The organism is Cellvibrio sp. PSBB023 (assembly GCF_002007605.1).
Taxonomy (GTDB): Bacteria; Pseudomonadota; Gammaproteobacteria; order Pseudomonadales; family Cellvibrionaceae; genus Cellvibrio.
Genome location: NZ_CP019799.1, coordinates 1617744 through 1638328 on the forward strand (window position 1 = coordinate 1617744; position 20585 = coordinate 1638328).

The 20585-nt window shown below is 51.3% G+C and carries 15 protein-coding genes and 1 riboswitch; of the genes, 5 read left to right on the forward strand and 10 right to left on the reverse strand.

Annotated elements, in window-relative coordinates:
* Window positions 1–80: 80 nt before the first annotated feature.
* From B0D95_RS07270 to adk, 4 genes are all read right to left on the reverse strand, one after another.
* A complete protein-coding gene (locus B0D95_RS07270) occupies window positions 81–1109 on the reverse strand; it encodes a cyclic nucleotide-binding domain-containing protein (RefSeq protein WP_078043280.1) in 1029 nt (342 codons plus the stop codon).
* A 163-nt stretch (window positions 1110–1272) separates the two neighbouring features.
* Window positions 1273–2613 carry a M18 family aminopeptidase gene (locus tag B0D95_RS07275; RefSeq protein ID WP_078043281.1) on the reverse strand — a complete coding sequence of 447 codons (1341 nt, stop codon included), beginning with the start codon at window positions 2611–2613 and terminating at the stop codon, window positions 1273–1275.
* A 26-nt stretch (window positions 2614–2639) separates the two neighbouring features.
* Window positions 2640–3368 (reverse strand): tRNA (adenosine(37)-N6)-threonylcarbamoyltransferase complex dimerization subunit type 1 TsaB, encoded by a 729-nt coding sequence (tsaB, locus tag B0D95_RS07280; protein ID WP_078043282.1) that lies wholly within the window; start codon window positions 3366–3368, stop codon window positions 2640–2642.
* Window positions 3369–3506: 138 nt separating this feature from the next.
* Window positions 3507–4160 (reverse strand): adenylate kinase, encoded by a 654-nt coding sequence (gene adk / locus B0D95_RS07285; protein WP_078043283.1) that lies wholly within the window; start codon window positions 4158–4160, stop codon window positions 3507–3509.
* Window positions 4161–4432: 272 nt separating this feature from the next.
* Here adk and B0D95_RS07290 point away from each other — a divergent pair, with 272 nt between their 5' ends.
* On the forward strand, window positions 4433–4903 hold the full coding sequence (locus B0D95_RS07290; protein WP_078043284.1) for an Lrp/AsnC family transcriptional regulator: 471 nt from the start codon (window positions 4433–4435) through the stop codon (window positions 4901–4903).
* A 117-nt stretch (window positions 4904–5020) separates the two neighbouring features.
* Here B0D95_RS07290 and B0D95_RS07295 read toward each other — a convergent pair whose 3' ends face one another.
* The 3 genes from B0D95_RS07295 to B0D95_RS07305 form a co-directional block, all read right to left on the reverse strand.
* Window positions 5021–6655: a methyl-accepting chemotaxis protein gene (locus B0D95_RS07295; RefSeq protein ID WP_078043285.1), complete on the reverse strand. Its 1635-nt coding sequence runs from the start codon at window positions 6653–6655 to the stop codon at window positions 5021–5023.
* 166 nt (window positions 6656–6821) lie between these two features.
* Window positions 6822–8273 carry an NAD-dependent succinate-semialdehyde dehydrogenase gene (locus B0D95_RS07300; RefSeq protein ID WP_078043286.1) on the reverse strand — a complete coding sequence of 484 codons (1452 nt, stop codon included), beginning with the start codon at window positions 8271–8273 and terminating at the stop codon, window positions 6822–6824.
* Window positions 8270–9979, reverse strand: coding sequence for a potassium/proton antiporter (locus tag B0D95_RS07305; protein ID WP_246841748.1), 1710 nt, complete (start codon window positions 9977–9979; stop codon window positions 8270–8272). The genes B0D95_RS07300 and B0D95_RS07305 overlap by 4 nt, the downstream gene beginning before the upstream one ends.
* A gap of 261 nt (window positions 9980–10240) precedes the next feature.
* Here B0D95_RS07305 and B0D95_RS07310 point away from each other — a divergent pair, with 261 nt between their 5' ends.
* Both B0D95_RS07310 and B0D95_RS07315 read left to right on the forward strand, forming a co-directional pair.
* Window positions 10241–12235, forward strand: coding sequence for a VacB/RNase II family 3'-5' exoribonuclease (locus B0D95_RS07310; RefSeq protein ID WP_078043288.1), 1995 nt, complete (start codon window positions 10241–10243; stop codon window positions 12233–12235).
* Window positions 12236–12271: 36 nt separating this feature from the next.
* On the forward strand, window positions 12272–12736 hold the full coding sequence (locus B0D95_RS07315; RefSeq protein WP_078043289.1) for an EVE domain-containing protein: 465 nt from the start codon (window positions 12272–12274) through the stop codon (window positions 12734–12736).
* Between the two features lie 40 nt (window positions 12737–12776).
* Here the strand turns inward: B0D95_RS07315 and B0D95_RS07320 are convergent, their stop codons facing one another.
* From B0D95_RS07320 to guaB, 3 genes are all read right to left on the reverse strand, one after another.
* Window positions 12777–14411 carry a succinylglutamate desuccinylase/aspartoacylase family protein gene (locus tag B0D95_RS07320; protein ID WP_078043290.1) on the reverse strand — a complete coding sequence of 545 codons (1635 nt, stop codon included), beginning with the start codon at window positions 14409–14411 and terminating at the stop codon, window positions 12777–12779.
* A gap of 155 nt (window positions 14412–14566) precedes the next feature.
* Window positions 14567–16144, reverse strand: a complete 1578-nt coding sequence (guaA, locus tag B0D95_RS07325; RefSeq protein WP_078043291.1) for a glutamine-hydrolyzing GMP synthase — start codon at window positions 16142–16144, stop codon at window positions 14567–14569.
* Window positions 16145–16250: 106 nt separating this feature from the next.
* The gene (gene guaB, locus B0D95_RS07330; RefSeq protein WP_078043292.1) at window positions 16251–17726 is read right to left on the reverse strand and encodes an IMP dehydrogenase; all 1476 of its coding nucleotides are present in this window, start codon (window positions 17724–17726) and stop codon (window positions 16251–16253) included.
* Window positions 17727–17885: 159 nt separating this feature from the next.
* Between guaB and xseA the strand changes: the two genes are divergently transcribed.
* Both xseA and B0D95_RS07340 read left to right on the forward strand, forming a co-directional pair.
* Window positions 17886–19241, forward strand: coding sequence for an exodeoxyribonuclease VII large subunit (gene xseA / locus B0D95_RS07335; protein ID WP_078043293.1), 1356 nt, complete (start codon window positions 17886–17888; stop codon window positions 19239–19241).
* A gap of 45 nt (window positions 19242–19286) precedes the next feature.
* Window positions 19287–19413: riboswitch (TPP riboswitch) on the forward strand.
* A gap of 38 nt (window positions 19414–19451) precedes the next feature.
* Entirely contained in the window at window positions 19452–20576 is a 1125-nt protein-coding gene (locus B0D95_RS07340; protein WP_078043294.1) for an FAD-dependent oxidoreductase, read from the forward strand.
* The last annotated feature ends 9 nt before the right edge of the window (window positions 20577–20585 follow it).

Sequence of the window (20585 nt, forward strand, 5' to 3'; positions counted from 1 at the left end):
AGGCAAGCGAAACAGGCAGCCAGCGCGCCTGATCCTGCTGCGCCAATGCCGCCACTAACAACACTAGTGAATGGAAGCCGCTAAATACCGGCGTAGCAGGATTCTGCATCGCGCAGGATGTAACAATCAAAACCAGCCTGACTGAGCAGGTGGGTGGCAACATCGCAGCGGCGGCCCGAGTCATCGGTCACCACATACACCGTATTAAAATCGAGGTTTTTTACATTATTGCGCAATTGATTGAGCGGAATATTGCGGCTGCCCGGCACCGCTTGCAAGCGACGCTCCAGCGGCAAACGCACATCCACAATTTGATAAGGTGGCGCATCGGCGGGCCGGTTGCGCAGTTCCTCGGCCGTTAAATAACGCAGTACCGGTTCCTGCAATAACTCGCGAAAATCCTCTTTATTCAGGCGCATCACCTTGCCCGGTGTCAGCATTTTTACTGTCGCATTGCGCGTGGTTTCACCCACCAACGCCTCTTCACCAAAATAGTTACCGGGGCGTAAGGCGGCGAGGATTTTTCCCGCGGGATCAATCACCGTGGCACTACCGGATTCCAACACATAAAAATAATCCCCCCGCTCGCCCTGTTTGATTACCACTTCATCAGCCTGCACTTTTTGCCCACTGAAGCGGATAAACAGCTGGCGGATATTGGCGGGCGGCAAACGGCTGAACAGGGGCGATTGCAACAGCGACGACATCCAATCGTTGTCGTCATGCAGGCTAACGCCGGAGATATCGACCTCTTCGTCACTGGATTCACTCCAGGCGAGCACCAGGTCGAGGAAGTCGCTGTCCACCGCCAGCAGGGTAACATCTGACTTGGCAACGGCCGATACCTGGGTTGGCTGGGTGATATTAAGCGGAGAGCGGCGCGATTCGCTGGCGGGGTTGATGGTATTGACCTGAAAAGCCGAATCAATCAGATCCACTGTGCCGCTCACCAAATACACCTTCTCGGGGAACGGGCGACCGCGCTTGAAAATGATGGTGCCTTTGGGAACATCACGCAGCGCCGCTTTTTCTGCCACCTGAATCAAATACTCATGGTTGAGCGTATTAAACGGCGCAAAGGAGGCTAGTACATCAAGGCTGATCGCCATTGGGAAACTCCGCTAAACACTGGCAATGAATATGGAAAGCCCGATGTGGTTAGCAATATTCATCGGGACAAGCGGCGCGATTATAAGCATAGGCCTTTGGCTTGGCGCAGACTTGTCCCTAGTCTTTGTACTGGGTCACAGCAAAGGTGCGAGCAGTTGCGCGTTAAAGCGCGCTAATCAATGCCATAGGCGCTTTGGCATAGCGAAAAAAACCAACGCTGACGCGATATAAATTCCAGCCATCCTGTACACCGGCCAGTTCGCGAATAGAGTGCATGGCAAACGTGGGACAGCCGACATCAATGGTTTTAACCCCCACTTCCGAGGCCACCACCGGGCCAATGGTACTACCGCAGCCCATGTCTGTGCGCGCCACAAAGGTTTGCACTGGCACCTCCGCCGCGTCACACAACATACGGAAAAACGCACTTGTTTCACTGGTGGTCGCATAACGCTGGTTGGCGTTGACCTTGATCACCGGGCCGTGATTTAACAGCGGCCCGTGGTTCTCATCGTGCTTTTCCATAAAGTTGGGGTGAATGCCGTGGGCATTGTCTGCCGAGATCATCATGGAACGCTCAATAACGCGGATACGCGCTTCCGTCTCAGGCAGCAAGCGCATTAAAAACTGTTCAAGCATGGGCCCTTTGGCGCCGCAACAAGATGCACTACCGACCTCTTCATGATCGGTGCAAATCAGCAAGCTGGAGACTTGATCATCAGCTTCCAACAGCGCCTGCAAGCCAACATAACAACTGAGCAGATTATCCAGACGGGCACTGGCGATAAAGTCTTGCTCCAACCCCACTATTGCAGGAGGCTGGGTATCGTAAAGGCTGATCTCGTAATCCAGCACCTGGCTCACCGCCAACTGAGGCTGGCTGGCTTGCAATTCGGCGTGCAACAGGCTGCGAAAATCCGGCAAACTGCCCTCTTCCGCAGGCAACTGTAGCAATAGCGGCACTATGTCTTTCTGGGCATTGATTGAGCGATTACTGTTGGCCTCACGATCCAGGTGGATCGCCAAACTGGGTACTACCGCCACTGGACGCTTGAAATCCACCAAAGTGCTGGCGATTTGCTGTTGCTCATCGCGATAGGTCACGCGTCCGGCGAGGGACAAATCGCGGTCATACCACGGCGCCAACAAGGCACCGCCGTAAACCTCAACCCCCAACTGAAAATAACCGCGACGATTCAACTCAGCGCGCGGTTTCACCTTTAAACAAGGGCTGTCGGTGTGGGCGCCCAGCATACGAATTCCGGTATCCACCAAGCGGGAGCGACCATAGACAAAGGCAATCAGGGATGAGTCATTGCGAGTGACCAGATAGCTCTTACCCGGCTCTAGCAACCAGCTATCGCCTTCGTGTAGCAGCTCAAATCCCGCCGCCAGTAACCGCTCGGCAAGCGCGCGGGTAGCGTGAAACGGCGTTGGCGATGCGCGCAGGAAATCGAGCAGGCCAGCATTAAATTCAGATTGGGTATGGACAGCAGCACTCATAGGGTCACCAATAATCTTCCGTAGGGCTATTTCACTAGCAGCTCGTCAGCAGCGCGAATACGCTGACGCTTTTGCCAGGATACTGAATCGCGCAAATAAACCGGCTCCGCATCCAGCACATCAATTGCCTTGCCTTCCGCCCATAACCGGGCGGCGATCAAGGCCATCTCTTCGGCGCGTGGGTGCACATCCAACTCAACGGATTGCGGCGCCAGCGACTGCATGGCCGGATAATGCCAGCCGGGGCCAACACCAATAAATGCCTGGGGAGAAACGGGCAAATGGCTATCAGCCGCGAGCAACTCCGGTTTGATCACCACCTCGTCAGCCAAGGCCTGAACACCATCGCCAGCGTGCTTATAGGCGCAGCAGTAGACTTCATTCATTCGTGCATCCAAGGCCACCATGACTGGCTGGGCAGCGGGACTAGCAGAGTTGGTGCGATAAAAACCTAGCGCCATGGCCTCCAGGGTAGAGACGGGAATAACCGGCAGATCCGCACCGAATGCAAGCCCCTGCACTATGCCCATGCAAATACGCAGGCCAGTAAAGGAGCCAGGGCCACGACCAAAAGCGATGGCATCCAGGTCGCGCAAACTGATTCCCCTAGCGCTCAAGAGCTCATCCACCATCGGCAGCAGGCGCTGGGTGTGGCTTTTGGCTGCCAACTCAAACGTGGCGTGTAACTCGCCATGGGCATAGAGCGCCACGGAGCAGGCATCGGTAGAAGAATCCAGGGCAAGAATTAAAGCCATACAAGGTAACTCTGACAAAAAAACAAATCGAAAAAACAAATAGAGAGAAAACCATCAACGCAAAATAATCAGCAGGACATAAAAAGGCGGGACAAAAAAATAGGCTCCGCAGAGCCTATTATGATCGCTAAACGGCCATTAACCCAAGACGGTTAACAACTGCTGGCGAATGGAATCCACACTGCCAATACCGCTGATGCGTGTATATTTTGGCACTTTGGTATTACCTGAAGCAGCAAGCGCCTGATAAAAACCAACCAATGGTTCGGTTTGATCGTGGTAAACACCCAAGCGTTTGCGCACCGTTTCTTCGGTGTCGTCAGGGCGTTGGATCAATGGCTCGCCAGTCAAGTCATCGTGACCTTCCACTTTGGGCGCATTGTGAATAATGTGGTAAACACGACCCGATGCTTCGTGTACACGGCGGCCGCTTAAACGGGCCACAATCTCTTCATCCGGCACATGAATTTCAATCACGTGATCAATATCTACACCGGCATCCAGCATCGCTTCTGCCTGGGGAATGGTGCGCGGGAAACCGTCAAACAAGAAACCATTGGCACAATCGCTGGAGGTAATTCTCTCTTTCACCAGAGCAATGATCAGGTCGTCCGGCACCAAACCGCCAGATGCCATAATGTCTTTCGCTTGCAAGCCAAGAGGCGTGCCCGCTTTTACTGCAGCGCGCAGCATATCGCCTGTGGAGATCTGGGGAATACCAAACTTCTCCATAATCAGTTGCGCTTGAGTACCTTTACCCGCACCAGGCGCGCCCAACAATATCACTCTCATCTTGGATTGCTCCTCAGCATTATTTTTATCGGGACACATCAACAGCTGTCCACGAATGGCGGCACAAAGTGCCCAACAAAAGAGGCGTTACGATACACGCCCATGACGCCAATCACAATATGCGCTCCCGATACGTCATGCCGATGCCAAAAAGCGCAGGACTAATGGCGATAGGATACGCCGAGACAATTAAACACATCCTCATTTTGTTGTCATTTATGAATTTTCATCCTAGAATGCTGGCTTATTACTGCCGCCTTCAGGATAGCCATATGCCGCCATTAGTAGACCTTGATGAATACGATCGCAAAATTTTGCGTGCACTTCAGGAAAATGCCGATTACTCCATGGCTGATCTGGGGGCAATGATTGGACTCTCCCACACGCCTTGCTGGCGCCGCCTGAAACGGCTTGAAACCGAGGGAGTCATTCGCGGCAAAGTCACCCTGCTCGACCCCAAGCTCCTGAATTTAGGGGTGACAGTTCATGCCTATATCACCATCAAAAATCACGATGGCAATTCACTCGAAGCATTTGAACAAGCGGTGCAGGTGATTCCGGAAGTTGTTGAGTGTTACTCAACCAGTGGCGATAAAGATTATGTGTTGCGCGTAGTGGTAGAAAGTGTTGAACACTATGAGCGCTTGATGAAGGAAACCCTGATCCACCTCCCCAACATCGGCTCTATTAATTCTGCTTTTGCACTCAAACAAGTAAAATTCACAACACAGTTGCCTATTTAAATTCCACCCCCTATTCATAACGGCTGGAAAAAACAAACAAAGCTGCATTGCGCAGCTTTGTTTGTGCCTGTTTTGTGCCTGTATCACACTGAAACAAGCACTCCACTTTGGGCAAGGTTACACCTTGAATTGCGCCAAAAGTTGTCGCAATTGAATAGACAACTCGTTCAAACGCTGACTTTCCGTTGCCGTTTTGGAGGCACCGTCAGCATTGTTCATCGCCAGCGAATTAATTTGCACCAGGTTTTTATCTATTTCCGACGTGACCGAACTTTGCTCTTCGGCAGCGGTAGCGATTTGAATGGTCATGTCGGCAATTTCTTTGACCGCCGTGCTGATTCCCATTAATGATTGTCCTGCCTCATTGGCTGAACTTGCCGCCTCCGATGTCATTGCAGAACTGCTGCCCATGGCCTCCACTGCGCGCTGAACACCCTGTTGCAGTTGGCTCAGCATGCCTTGAATATCAGCTGTCGATTGCTGTGTGCGACTCGCCAAGGTACGCACTTCATCGGCAACAACCGCAAACCCACGCCCTTGCTCACCGGCACGCGCCGCTTCAATGGCTGCGTTTAATGCCAGCAGATTGGTCTGCTCTGCAACACCACGAATCACATCAATCACAGATGTCACATTTTTCGCTTCGCTCTCCAACTGCAACATAAAGTCTGCAGTTTCTTTAATACGAACAGCCAACTGCTGTACACGATCCACAGCAAGGCGAATACGCTCTTGACCGTTATCGGTAATCGCTGTTGCCTCGCGTGTATTTTGTGCAGTATTGCCGGTGTTGCGCGCTACTTCCTGAATCGCCATGGTCAATTCATTGACCGCCGTAACCACCATGGTAATGGCATGGCATTGATCGTCTGCGGCACGCTGGCTATTGCTGGATACCTCCAGCAAGGATTCCGCTGTTTTAGACACCTCGCTCGCATTCGTTAAAACGCTGGCAATAATGCGCTGCAATTTCTCCATAAAACGATTCACATGAGAGGCCAACTGCCCCAGCTCATCCTGGGTATCGACAGGAATGCGAATGGTTAAATCGCCATCGCCTTCGGCGATATTCTGGATACGATCACTAATTTGACTGATTTGATTGGCCACAATGACTGGTAGGAAAAACGCAGCCCCCAAGCTGACCAAAGAGCCAATCACCGCTGATATCAATAAATAGCGGGTTGCACTGTCCTGGCTTTCATCGATTTGCGTAGTAAATTGATCAACATGGGCCAAACGCTTTTCTTGCAGTTCATCAATATAGGTGCGCACATGTTCAAAAGCGTCTGCGGCAGCACCATAGGATTTCTCTTGCGCTGCTTCACGGCGCTCAGGGTTTACCGCATCGCGCATGACTTCATCGGCAAGCTGTCGCCACTGTTTATAACGACGCGTAAATTCGTCGCGCTCAACACTGGTGGCGGTATTGGAAAGTTCGAGGGATTTGTAAATGCGATCATAAGCCTGCTGCGCATTGTCGCTTTGCTCTGTCACCAACTTACTCGTTGATGCATTATCGAGCTGCAAAAGTGCTCGCTCTGCAACCAATGCCTGATAAAGATCGCGATCCGCCTGAATCAGCAATTCAATTTCAGGCAAATTAACTTTGGCGATAGTAATGGCATTTGCCCCCAGCATTTGACTGGTGGCCATGGAGTAATACCCCATGTAAACAACCACAATCACCAGCAGCAATAGGGGAAGTCTGATTTTCCAACGTAAATTGAGTTTTTGATACCAACCGAACATGACAAAACCTCTTGTTATTTCATTTTTATAGGTTGCGCTCTTACACGAACCTATTTCCTTACTGTGCGCACGAATTTATTTCCATACTGTGTAAGCTTAGTAACACTTATGAGGTTTGTCGTTTGTCGCTACAGGCTTTCCGCTTTTTATTGACGAATAATTTATGTTAAAAAAATTCGTTGATATATTTAATGTTCACATAGTCATCAATACCGTAACTGGATCCCTCCCTTCCCCAACCCGATTGTTTAATCCCACCAAAGGGCGCCATTTCATTGGAAATTAAACCGGTATTCATTCCCAACATTCCCACTTGCAATTCATCGCCCACACGTTTGATGCGCTGGCGGTCGCGGGTGTAGCAATAGGCGGCCAAGCCGTATACAGAATTATTTGCCAACGCAATTGCGTCTCTTTCGTCAGCAAAGGGAATTAACGCAGCAACTGGCCCAAAAATTTCCTGTTCAGCCAAGGCCGCATCTGTAGGAACATGGGTTAATAAGGTGGGAGGATAAAAATGCCCAGCAGTAACAGTCAGTGGCGATTGATAAGCTCGCTGCGCTCCTTTGGCTATCGCATCATCAACCAAGCTTTGCGCTTTTTGTATCGCCTTGTGAGAAATTAATGGTCCTACAGAGACACCTGAATCCATCCCATTACCGACACGAAGTTCGCGCATAGCAGCGATTAACTTGGTCGTGAAAGCCTGGTAGATATCGCGCTGGATATAAAACCGATTGGCGCACACACAGGTCTGACCCGCATTGCGGAATTTGGATGCCATTGCACCGGCAACGGCCGCATCAAGATCTGCATCCTCAAACACAATAAAAGGCGCATTGCCACCCAGCTCAAGGGTGATGCGTTTAACATCGGCAGCACACTGCTGGATCAATAATTTCCCAACGGCTGTTGAGCCGGTAAAGGAAATTTTGCGCACCGTCGGATTCGACGTAAATTCAGCGCCAATCGCTGGGGCATCGCTGCTGGTGACTATATTAATGACACCTGCGGGAATTCCCGCCTCTTGCGCCAGATACGCAAGTGCCAGCGCGGACAAGGGTGTCTCTGCTGCTGGCTTTGCCACAACACTGCAACCGGCAGCGAGCGCCGGTGCCAGTTTGCGTGCCAGCATCGCATTGGGAAAATTCCAGGGTGTAATTGCTGCCACAACCCCGACAGGTTGTTTGAACACTGTGATACGCTGATTACTACTGGAGGGAGGAATGATGTCGCCATTAATGCGCTTGGCTTCTTCAGCAAACCACTCGATATAACTCGCGCCATAGGCAACTTCTGCCTTGGCTTCTGCTAAGGGTTTACCCTGCTCGGCGGTGAGAATATGTGCCAGATCAGTCTGATGTTTCATCACCAGATCAAACCATCGGCGCAACAGGTAGCTGCGCTCTTTGGCCGTTATTTGTGCCCAAGGTCCTTGGGCTGCTGCCCCGGCCTGAATGGCGCGGCGAGCATCACTTGCCTCAAGACAGGCAACCTGAGCGATGTGTTCGCCGGTTGCCGGATTTTCTACCGCGAAGGTGCGGTGTGATGCCGCTGAGCACCAATCACCATTAATAAACGCCTGAGTACGCAGCAGTGATTGGTTTACAAGTTTCATGACAGACCGTCGGTCGCCTCCTGGGATTTTGTGCGCTTTTTGGCAGATGGTTTTACCCCGATCTTACGCACTTGATTGCCTTCTACTTCGGCAATCGTCCAGAGCATGCCATTCCAATCGGTGTTGTCACCCACAACTGGCTTACCGCCAACCATATCGGTAATTAGATCGCCCAGGGTTTTGTATTGCTCATAGCCTTTGATATCCAGCGCGTAAAACATTGCCAAATCGCGCAGTTCTGCATCCCCCTGGATAATAAAGTCACCAAAGAAACTTAAATCCAGATTGCGCTTGGGCGCTTCGCTAAACAATTTACCGAGTGCGGGTAAATCGTGGTCATGCCCGATAACACAGAGCACGTCGCCGGCCATCAAGCGAGTACTGCCCGAGGGGTGAAGCAATTCGTGATCGCGGAACAGTGCGGCAATACGGGTATTTTCCGGCATATGCAATTCGCGCAAGGCCGCGCCGATACACCATTTCTCCGCACCCAGCTTGTAGACAAACAGCTCCCACTGGCTGGTGACATGAATTTCCAAACCAGCGCGCGACATAGGTGATGGTACCGATGGCACAACCACTTTCGCTTTGCGTGCCGCCAACCCCAGAGTGGTCCCTTGTACCAAGAGGGAGACAAGTACAATAAAGAAGGCGACATTGAAGAAAAGTTGGGCATTAGGCAAACCCGCCATCAGCGGGAATACCGCCAGAATCACCGGTACCGCACCACGCAGCCCCACCCAGGAGATAAAGGTTCGCTCGCGCAGACTGAAACCACGGAACGGCAACAACCCGATAAACACTGACAATGGACGCGCAAAAACAATCATCCACAAGGAAAGTAGCAAGGCAGGTATCGCAATCGGCAATAGCTGACTTGGAGTGAGTAACAAGCCCAATACCAGGAACATACCAATCTGGCTGAGCCAGGCCAAGCCATCAAACATATGCAAAATGCCATGGCGATTACGGATGGGACGATTCCCCAACAGCAAGCCACATACATATACTGTGAGGATGCCGCTGCCACCGATGGCGCTGGATACAGCATAGAGAATAATACCGCCACTGACGGCCAGCAGCGGGTAAAGGCCATCAGCAATATCCAAGCGATTAATCATTTGCAGCAATAACCAACCACCCAAACCACCGAGCGCGATCCCCAAACCAAATTGCTGAATCAAACTGGTTACCACACCAAAGCTAAAACTGGTTTCACCGGCCGCTAGCATGGCAATCAGGGTAACTGTCAGGAACATGGCCATAGGGTCGTTACTGCCTGACTCTATCTCCAACGTCGGCCCTACCCGCTCATTCAAGCCTTTGCCATTCAACAGGTTAAACACCACAGCAGCATCTGTAGACCCCACAATGGCGCCAATCAACAGACCTTCCAATAATTCAAGGTTAAAGAGCCATGCGGCCGCCATGCCTGTCAACCCGGAGGTAATCATTACCCCCACTGTTGCCAGCGAAACAGCAGGCCACAATGCCACCCGGAAAGTAGCTGCACGGGTACGCATTCCCCCATCGAGTAAAATAATGGCAAGTGCCAGGTTACTGACAAGATAGGCCGTGGAATAATCATTGAAAACAATACCGCCAATGCCATCAACACCGGCCAGCATTCCCACTACCAAAAAAATCACCAGGATGGGAACACCAACACGGGTTGATATGGAACTCAGTAGAATGCTTGCAGCCACTAAAATGGCTCCAACAAGAAGTAGGTTATTGACGGTTACTGCGTCCAAATGAGTAGCCCTTTTGAAGATTTTCAATAAAAATGAATGTCAGATCGCGTCGATTGTAACCCGATGGATCGGGATACTGTCAAAGAAAAGCGTGTTTTTTCAGTATTTTAGGATGTTTTCTTACACATCCACAGCACCACATATTTGCGCAACCCCGACAGAAAAATCGGGCTATAATTCGCGCCATTACTTTCACTGATTAAGTTGTCCTTCATGCTCAATAAAGATGCTCTACAACAACTCTCACAATTAAAGTCCAGCATTGTCGCCGCTAAAGATATTGCCCAGGGAACGGTGCGCACCACCACCAAGCGTTTTGGCTTTTTGATTCTGGACGATGGGCGCGAGGCATTTATTGACCCCGAGCAGATGATGCGCGTCCTGCCCGATGACCGGGTCGAAGCAGAGATCAATACCAACAGCAAAGGGCAATTTGAGGCCAAACTCACCCAACTCATCAAACCGGGCCTGAGTGAATTTGTCGGTAAATACGTCAATAAAGGCTCTACCGATTTTGTCGAGCCCGACGTGCCCAACTTCAATCGCTGGTTGTTTATCCCGCCGCAGGAACGTAAAGGTTATAAAGTTGGCGATTTAATTCACTGCAGTATTGCGCGCCATCCATTTAATAGTGAGGGGAAAACCCAGGTTCATATTTTGAATCGCATTGGTACCCCGGACGAACCTGGCGTAGAAAGCCGCTACACCATCGCCAAATTCCAAATGCCCTTTGAGTGGCAGTCGCAAGCACAAAGCCAGGCTGGCGGCATTAATTGGTCGCCCCTGACGTTTGATAATGGCGAACTGGATTTAACCCACCTGCCTTTCGTGACTATCGATTCGGAAAACACCCGCGATATGGACGATGCGATTTATATCGCTACCACGGAAGCCGGCTGGGAGCTGATTACGGCAATTGCCGATCCAAGCAAACATATCGAGTTTGGCAGCCCACTCGAACTGGCGGCACGCGCACGCGCCAGCACGCATTACCTGCTAGGCCAAACCGTGACTATGCTACCGGTGGACCTATCGCACGACACTTACTCACTGGTACCGGAACAAAAGCGCCCGGCATTAATCTGTCGCATGCACATTGGCCGCGATGGCACCATCAATCAGTTTGAGTTTGCCGAAGCGCTAATCCGCTCGCAATCCAAACTGAGTTACCAGGGTGTATACGATGCGCTCACAGCAGAAGTCTCCAGTTTGGGAGCGCCTGCCCATATCCACGATATGCTGGTAGAACTCAAAGCCTTTGCACAGGCACGCGCGCAGTATCGCCAACAGCATGCCCTGGTAATGGAAGATCGTCCTGACTATGCCTTTGTGTTAAACGATGTGAAAAAAATTGATCACATTGAAAAACGCGAGCGCAACATTGCGCACCGCATGATTGAAGAGGCCATGCTGGTTACCAATATCTGCGCGGGGGAATTATTTCTGCAACATCCGGGCTGCGGCATTTTTTCCAGCCATGTTGGCTTTCGCCCCGAGCGCCTGAACGATGCATTGTCATTAATTCAGGAAGATCGCCCCGATCTGACACCCGGCGACCTGACCAAACTGGAACACTTCACCACCCTGTTTCGCGAACTGCGTTTGAATGCAGACAACAACCCGGTGAATAGCCGATTGCATTCTCTTTTACAGCGTATGCTGCAAGCAGGTTCACTAACCTTTGACCCAGTTGCACACTTTGGCTTGGGTTTTAACGCCTATGCGATGGTTACCTCACCCATTCGTCGCTATAACGACTTGTTTAATCACCTGGCGATTAAACGTATTTTACGCGGACAACCGCCACTGGAATTAAACGACAAAAAACAATTTGCCGAGCAATTACAGCAACAGTTAAACAATGGCCGCCAAGCTTGTCGCTATGTTGAAAGTTGGCTCGGTTGCCAATATGCCAACCAACATGTGGGCAGTGTACACAGTGGCAGTATTGCGCTGGTGAACTCCTTCGGCATAGGCATCAAACTGGATGACTGGGGATTGGACGGCTACGCCCTGCTAGCCCCCAAAGATGGCGAGGTAAAAGCCCAGTTCGATTCGCGCCGCTTAAGCTTGACGATTGAGGGCAATACCTATCGCCTGGATGATAAAGTCCATGTGTTGGTGAATAATGTGGATATCGAAAAACGCAAAATCAATCTGGAATTGATTAGCGAAGAAACCGCCTCGCGCTTAAGTGTCTGGCTGTAACAATCGCTGGGAAAACCGGACAAGGGTGGTCTGCTCATGGCAAAACACTATTGGTTATTTAAAGCGGAGCCGCACATTTACGGCATTGAACATCTCGCGGCTGCGCCCGATAAAATCGGCCGCTGGGATGGCATTCGCAACTACCAGGCGCGCAACTTTTTGCGCGACCAAGTCGCACTGAATGATGAAGTCTTTATTTATCACAGTAGCTGTAAGCATGTAGGCATTGTTGGCACTGCCAAAGTTGTTAACACCGCCTACCCTGACCCCACACAATTTAATCCGGAAAGCGATTATTACGACCCTAAATCCACAGTGGAAAATCCGCGTTGGGTCTCGGTGGATATTCAACTCACCAAGGTATTTCCACGCATCATTTCACTGGCAGAAATCAAAGCACAACCGCTATTGGAAAATATGGTGCTGGTAAAACAGAGCCGCTTATCAACACAACCCGTTACCGCCGATGAGTGGAAATTTATTCACTCATTGTTGAAATGACCGGACTAAAAAAACACAGCGTTTTTCAGCCCGGTTTATTTTATTCGTCAGCCATCCTGTCCTGAGCTTTGCTCATGCCGGTTTCCGGTTCATCTTTTTCATCAACCGGATCCAAACCGGCGTCATCGCCATCCTCTTCGTCTTCCTCAACCATACCGTCGGTCATTTGGCTTTCTTCTATCAAAATCGCTTCTGGCGTTTGAATGCCAATGTGGTAAGCAGCAAATCCGGGCAACACAACCTGATCCAGCGCCATACCGATAATGCGGCCGTTATAAGGCGATTTGATTGTAGTGCGCGCGTTGGTGATAGGATCGGTCACTGTGCCCAGCACATCGTCTTCACGCACGCGCTGCCCCAGCGTTGCCTTACTGAACAAAATACCGCTTTGATTAGCGCGCACCCAAGCCGAACGATAATAAACCGGTGCAATGCGCGTCCAACGTTTTTGTTTGCCATACATACCCATTTTGGCAAGCAAGGTATTAATGGCGGCAACGCCTTCATCTACCACCTTACTTTGGATGGCCATAGGCTCACCCGCTTCCAGAGTCACAGCGGGGATACCGGCACGCACCGCAGCGGCACGTAGGGAATTGGGATTACCGCGACCATTCAACACCGCGATGGCACCAAAACTTTGCGCCAGCTTTGCCACATTTTCATCACTTAAATCAGCACGCAATTGCGCCAGATTGGTACGGTGAAATGAACCGGTATGGATATCAACCAAAGCATCACAATGGAGGATGATGTTGCTAAAAAATGAATGCGCGAGCCGCGAGGCGGAGCTGCCATGGGTATTGCCGGGGAAATAACGATTCCAATCGCGGCGATCGGGCAAATAGCGTGAATTACGGCGGAAGCCCATGATATTCGCCACCGGCACACCAATAATAGTGCCCGTTAAATTCGCGGGCTCTATGCCGTAAACGACACGGCGCACCATTTCAATGCCATTCAACTCATCGCCATGTACCGCGCCAGTTAAACAGAGTGTTTTACCGGGCATTGCACCATTCACCACCAGAATCGGCGTCTCCTCACTGAAACCACCCACTGCCGTTTCTGAACTCCAGGTGAGGCGCACAGAACTATTGGGTTTTACTTCTCGCCCCAAAATAAATTTGGACAAAGAGATAGGTTCTGCCGGTGCCTCACTGATAACCGTGCCGGGCTCACTTCCTTCGGATTCAGTATTAACAGCAAGGGGTAAAGATGCACTGCTAGATAGGGTCACGGATGATGTAGTTGATGCGGCAGCCAATGCGGCGCTGCTTGTTGCAGATGAAGATTGAGCCGAAGCAGATGCAGATGTCGATACGCTTGAGTACGAGGCAGAGTTATTGGATAGAGTATCGCTATCATCGCCAGCAACAACCGGGGATACCGGTTGTTTTTTTACATTGGCCTGAGCAACCTGGGTTATTGCATCGGCAGCGGCGACAGGCTGATCTGCTGAAGGGGCGACAGAGGGTTCAACTGCTGCCAATTGGGCGGCCGGCTCAGCAACCTGAAGCGGCGTTTGCACATCAATTGGTGTTTCGACAGGTGCAGTATTCGCTTCAGCCGTTTGCGTTTGCGCGTAAAGACTCAAAGACGCCGCTGAAAGCAGCAGTATTGCAAGGTGCATTAATGAAAAACGTCGGGGCTTTACTGTCAGAGTCTGTGGCATAACCTGGCGTCTCATCGCTTTTGCATCACTGTATCGATATTTACAGAAAAACAATAGTTGCATAGAAGCAACAGCTACATAAAACAATTTTTTACACACGAATTATTGGCAACAAAACGGACACATCCCTGTGTGATCCACTACCAGCTAATCCATTATTCCCATTCGATAGTCGCAGGTGGTTTGCTTGACACGTCATAGCAAACACGCGATACGCCGGAGATTTCATTAATAATGCGGCCCGACACTTTTTCCAGAAGCTCGTACGGCAGGTGCGCCCAACGTGCGGTCATAAAATCCACTGTCTCTACTGCACGCAATGAAATAACCCACTCGTAGCGACGGCCATCACCCACAACCCCAACGGATTTCACCGGCAGGAAGACAGCAAAGGCTTGCGAGGTTTTGTGATACCAACCCGACGCGTGCAACTCTTCCAAAAAGATGGCATCTGCTTCGCGCAGAATATCGGCATATTCTTTTTTCACTTCACCGAGAATACGCACACCCAAGCCTGGGCCGGGGAATGGATGACGGTAAACCATGTCATAGGGCAAGCCCAGCTCCAAACCAATTGCTCGCACTTCGTCTTTAAATAATTCACGCAGTGGCTCAACCAATTTAAAAGCCATATCCTCGGGTAAACCGCCCACGTTGTGGTGGGATTTAATCACATGCGCCTTACCGGTTTTTGCAGCAGCAGACTCAATCACATCCGGGTAAATAGTGCCTTGTGCCAGCCATTTAACCTCTTTCAGTTTTGTCGCTTCCGCATCAAACACATCAATGAAAGTGCCGCCGATAATTTTGCGTTTTTTCTCAGGATCGTTTTCGCCTTTCAGATTACTCAAGAACTGATCCTGCGCATCAGCGCGAATCACATGCACACCCATGTTTTTGGCGAACATGTCCATCACTTGGTCGCCTTCGTTTTTGCGCAACAACCCATTGTCAACAAACACACAAGTCAACTGCGAACCTATGGCTTTGTGCAACAGCGCCGCCACCACGGAGGAATCCACACCGCCAGACAGGCCGAGCAGTACTTTGTCGGTTCCCACTTGTTCACGCACTTTTTTAATCGCATCTTCAACGATATTGGCGGGAGTCCATAGCGGCTCACAACCGCAGGTTTGCAACACAAAGTGTTCAAATATGCGCTTACCTTGCAGCGTGTGCGTCACTTCCGGATGGAACTGCACACCGTAGAATTTTTTCGCTTCGTTATACATACCCGCAATCGGGCAGGATGGCGTGGATGCCATCAAACTGAAGCCTTCCGGCATTTTGGTCACTTTATCGCCATGACTCATCCATACATCGAGCAGCGCGCTGCCATCGGTATCGACATGGTCTTTAATGCCATTTAACAGTGATGATTCACCATTCACGGTAATTTGGGCATAGCCAAATTCACGGATATTGGAACCTTCTACCAAGCCACCCATTTGCATGGCCATGGTTTGCATGCCGTAGCAAATACCAAATACCGGCACCCCTAAATTGAATACAACTTCCGGGGCGCGCGGTGAACCTGCTTCCGTGGTGGATTCAGGACTACCGGCGAGAATAATGCCCTTGGGGTTGTAAGCGCGAATTTCTTCGTCGGTCATATCCCAGGCGCGAATTTCCGAGAAAACACCAATTTCACGCACACGACGGGCGATCAACTGGGTGTACTGCGAACCAAAATCGAGGATAAGAATTCGCTGTGCGTGGATATCGTGAGACATATTGATTCCTGCTCAATAAGTAAAAAGAAAAACAAAAAAGAATTCGGCTTAAATGAAAAACTCGGGCAGAACCCGAGTTTTTGCGACAACAATCATTGCGTTCGAATCAACGGCCACTGATCGGATAGTTGGGCGCTTCTTTGGTGATTTGAACATCGTGCACATGGCTCTCGCCCATACCGGCAGCAGTCACACGGACAAACTCAGGCTTAGTGCGCATTGCACTCAAATCAGCACAACCGGTGTAGCCCATCGCAGAGCGCAAACCACCCATTAATTGATGAACGATGGCAGCCAAAGGTCCCTTGTAGGCAACACGACCCTCAATACCTTCGGGAACCAACTTCTCAGCACCGGCACTGGCATCCTGAAAGTAGCGATCACTGGAACCCTGCGTTTGCGCCATAGCGCCCAAGGAACCCATGCCACGATAAGCTTTGTAAGTACGCCCTTGGAACAGCTCAACTTCACCCGGTGCCTCTTCAGTACCGGCGAACATAGAGCCCATCATGACCGCATGAGCACCAGCGACCACGGCTTTGGCGATATCACCTGAATAGCGAATACCGCCATCAGCAATGGCAGGTACGCCAGTCCCTTCAAGGGCGGCAACGACATTAGCGATAGCCGAAATTTGCGGTACACCAACGCCACTGACGATGCGGGTAGTACAAATAGAACCTGGGCCGATCCCGACTTTTACCGCATCTGCACCGGCTTCAACCAAGGCCAAGGCAGCAGCGCCAGTGGCGATATTACCGCCAATCACTTGCACTTCCGGGTACTTGGTTTTGATCGCGCGCACGCGATCCAATACGTTTTTGGAGTGACCGTGGGCAGTATCAACCACCAATACATCCACGCCCGCCTCTACCAGCGCCGCGACACGCTCGTCGGTATCGCGGCTGGTACCAATACTGGCGCCAACACGTAAGCGCCCTTCGGGGTCTTTACAGGCAGTGGGGTATTTTTCGGCTTTGTTCATATCCTTAACGGTAATCAAGCCGGTCAGCTCGAAGTTGTCGTTAACGACCAATACTTTCTCGATACGGTGTTTGTGCAGCAAATTGCGCACTTCTTCCGCAGTGAAGCCTTCTTTGACGGTGACCAACTGTTCTTTGGGAGTCATGATGCTGGACACGCTGGCATCCAGATTGGTTTCAAAGCGCACATCGCGACCGGTCACTATGCCAACCAGATCGCCGTTATGCAGCACGGGAACACCGGAAATATTGTTCTTGCGGGTCAGGGCAATCAGGTCGCGAATGGTAGCGGCGGAGTCGATGGTGATGGGATCTTTCACCACACCGGCTTCGAACTTCTTCACCGCGCGCACTTCCGCCGCCTGAGCCTCGATAGACATATTCTTGTGAATGATGCCGATACCGCCTTCCTGCGCCATGGCAATCGCCAAGCGGGATTCGGTTACGGTATCCATGGCCGCCGAGATGAGGGGAATGTTTAATTGAATCTTGCGAGTCAACTGAGTCTTCAGGGAGACATCTTTCGGGGTGACATCCGAATAACCTGGCACCAATAATACGTCATCAAAGGTGAGGGCTTCTTCAGCAATTCGCAACATAGCATCCAACCTCAAAGCAGATAAAAAAATAAGCGCGGAAGTATATCGACTTGAGCGACGCCGGTAAACCAGAAACCACAATATCTAGTGTTGGCTACAGGCGCCAATACGCCGATCAAGGCTACCCTCAATCACAGGCATCACCTAGAATGGCGCCCTATGACAACTACCTTACCCCCAAAAACAACTGACCGCGAGATATTCAGCGTCAGCCAGCTCAATCGTCAGGCGCGCCAGCTGCTCGAAACCCACCTGCCGCTGCTGTGGGTGGAAGGCGAACTTTCTAACGTTTCCACCCCCTCCTCCGGTCACTGGTATTTCACCCTGAAGGACGATCAGGCACAGGTGCGCTGTTGCATGTTCCGCAATCGCAACATGTTGGTACGCTTTAAGCCGCAGCAGGGGCAGCATGTGCTGTTGCGCGCACGCGTCAGCCTTTATGAAGGCCGCGGCGACTACCAAATTATCGCCGAACACATGGAAGAAGCTGGTAGCGGCGCCTTGCAGCGCGCCTTTGATGAGCTCAAACACAAGCTGGCACAAGAAGGACTGTTCAATGAAGCCCATAAAAAAGCCCTGCCACCGCTCCCCAAACACATAGGTGTTATCACCTCCCCCACCGGCGCGGCCATTCGCGATGTACTGAGCGTACTGGAGCGCCGCTTCCCCAGCATTCCAGTGACCGTGATCCCGGTGGCAGTTCAGGGCAAAGAGTCAGCACCGCAAATTGTGAAGGCAATTGAACTGGCCAACCGCTGCGGTTTATTTGATGTGTTGCTGCTGACCCGTGGTGGTGGCTCCATGGAAGACTTGTGGTCGTTTAACGAGGAAATCGTCGCACGCGCCATATTTAACAGTGCCTTGCCCATTGTGAGCGGCGTTGGCCATGAGGTGGATTTCACCATCGCCGACTTTGTTGCCGACCTGCGCGCACCCACACCATCGGCTGCCGCTGAACTGCTCGTACCCGATGGCGATGACTGGCTGGATAAATTTATCGGTTTTGAGGTGCTGCTTGAAGAAGCCATGTTGCGCCGTTTGCAGCAGTGGCAAAAGCATTTGCATAACCTGCGCCAGCGTTTGCGCCACCCGCGTGAACGATTGGAACAGCAGGCGCAGCGTCTGGATAATCTCGAACTGCGCCTGAAAAATCATCTCAAGCACTTACTGGTGGATTACAAAAACCGCCTTCAACAGTTGCAGATCCGCCAACAGGCGCATCACCCACAAGTGCGCTTGCAACAACTGAATGAACGGATTTCCGCCTACGCCCAGCGCCTGCAAAAGGCGCAATACCGGATTATCGAGCGCAAGAAACAAGCCCATGGTGAGGCGGTGCGCTTGTTAAACACATTGAATCCGTTGAGCACACTGGAGCGCGGCTACGCATTGGTAACCGACCCCCAGACGCAAAAGGTGATCACCCACAGCAATCAGGTTATGCCTGGCACTACCCTCAATGCACGGGTAGCGCAGGGAGAATTTGTTTGCAGGGTGGAATCCATCAGTAAATAAACCGCGTATAGATTGCCAAGTAAAAGGGTGGCCAGTATATTGGCCACCTTCTTGTCGGAGCGCCTTGGTGCCTCACTGAACAGTGAGTCATACGGAGGCTGAGATGGGTTCGGCCCAATCCGTAGAACCTGAACAGGCTAATACCTGCGGAGGGAACAAGGTGCATCAGCCATGGCTATTGCCCACTCTCCGCCTCGACTCAGAGGCACTATGAAAGACTCAACACATAACACATCCCTTCCCCACAAGATTGCTATCGCCGGTGCCGGTTTGCTTGGCCGATTGCTCGCATGGCAATTAAATAAAGCCGGGCTTGAGGTCAGTTTGTTTGAAGCGGGCAGTTTTACCCCCACCGAACCCCAAAGCAAACGCGCGGCGGCATTTACCGCAGCGGGCATGGTCGCTCCCCTGAGCGAAGCGGTGGTGTCCGATGAAGGGGTTTACCGCATGGGGCAATTTGCACTCGCACATTGGCCACACTGGGCGGCGCAACTCAATGCCGACAGTAATACCAGTGACCCACTGTTTTTTAGCAACGGCAGTTTGGTAGTGGCGCACCCGCAAGATGCGAGCGAACTGGAACAATTTGTACGCGAATTACATTTTGTGATTCCCGAATGCCGTCGTTATGAAGCAGTAAACCAATTGCAGATTCAAACCCTGGAGCCGGATTTAAGCCCGAACTTTCAGCAAGGTTTATTTTTGGAAGAAGAAGGCCATCTGCACAACCGCGAATTTTTACGCTTGCTTGGCGATGAGATTATCCAGAGCACCATTCACCTACGCGAACATACCGCCGTCGACGTAGCGGCGGGAAAAATTATCGCCAATGGCACCGCCGAAACGTTTGATTTGGTCATCGATTGCCGTGGGCTGGGCGCTAAAACCCCAGCGCGACAATTGCGCGGCGTGCGCGGTGAAACACTGCATGTAGAAACCAGTGAAATCCGTTTGCAGCGCCCGGTGCGGTTAATGCACCCGCGCTATCAACTTTATGTGGTGCCGAAACCGGGCAATCGTTTTATTATCGGCGCCACGCAGATCGAGAGCGAGGATCGCTCGCCGGTTACACTGCAATCCAGCCTTGAATTAAGCAGCGCGCTTTACACCTTGTCGCCCGCCTTTGCCGAAGCGCGCATTATCGAAATGGATACCAATTTGCGTCCGGCATTTATGGATAACTTACCCAGGGTAGATGTTGAGGTCGGCCTGATTAGCGCTAACGGATTATTTCGCCACGGTTATTTGCTTGCACCAGCCGTGGTTGAAAATGTGCTTGCCCATGTATTTAACAAGCCAGAACCGATTTTTTCCGCACTGTTAAATCGCCACTAGAAAACACAG

Excerpts from the sequence above, each read along its gene's own strand:
- B0D95_RS07270 (WP_078043280.1), bottom strand. The coding sequence starts at position 1,109 with ATGGCGATCAGCCTTGATGTACTAGCCTCCTTTGCGCCGTTTAATACG.
- B0D95_RS07275 (WP_078043281.1), bottom strand. The coding sequence starts at position 2,613 with ATGAGTGCTGCTGTCCATACCCAATCTGAATTTAATGCTGGCCTGCTC.
- tsaB (WP_078043282.1), bottom strand. The coding sequence starts at position 3,368 with ATGGCTTTAATTCTTGCCCTGGATTCTTCTACCGATGCCTGCTCCGTG.
- adk (WP_078043283.1), bottom strand. The coding sequence starts at position 4,160 with ATGAGAGTGATATTGTTGGGCGCGCCTGGTGCGGGTAAAGGTACTCAA.
- B0D95_RS07290 (WP_078043284.1), top strand. The coding sequence starts at position 4,433 with ATGCCGCCATTAGTAGACCTTGATGAATACGATCGCAAAATTTTGCGT.
- B0D95_RS07295 (WP_078043285.1), bottom strand. The coding sequence starts at position 6,655 with ATGTTCGGTTGGTATCAAAAACTCAATTTACGTTGGAAAATCAGACTT.
- B0D95_RS07300 (WP_078043286.1), bottom strand. The coding sequence starts at position 8,273 with ATGAAACTTGTAAACCAATCACTGCTGCGTACTCAGGCGTTTATTAAT.
- B0D95_RS07310 (WP_078043288.1), top strand. The coding sequence starts at position 10,241 with ATGCTCAATAAAGATGCTCTACAACAACTCTCACAATTAAAGTCCAGC.
- B0D95_RS07315 (WP_078043289.1), top strand. The coding sequence starts at position 12,272 with ATGGCAAAACACTATTGGTTATTTAAAGCGGAGCCGCACATTTACGGC.
- B0D95_RS07320 (WP_078043290.1), bottom strand. The coding sequence starts at position 14,411 with ATGCCACAGACTCTGACAGTAAAGCCCCGACGTTTTTCATTAATGCAC.
- guaA (WP_078043291.1), bottom strand. The coding sequence starts at position 16,144 with ATGTCTCACGATATCCACGCACAGCGAATTCTTATCCTCGATTTTGGT.
- guaB (WP_078043292.1), bottom strand. The coding sequence starts at position 17,726 with ATGTTGCGAATTGCTGAAGAAGCCCTCACCTTTGATGACGTATTATTG.
- xseA (WP_078043293.1), top strand. The coding sequence starts at position 17,886 with ATGACAACTACCTTACCCCCAAAAACAACTGACCGCGAGATATTCAGC.
- B0D95_RS07340 (WP_078043294.1), top strand. The coding sequence starts at position 19,452 with ATGAAAGACTCAACACATAACACATCCCTTCCCCACAAGATTGCTATC.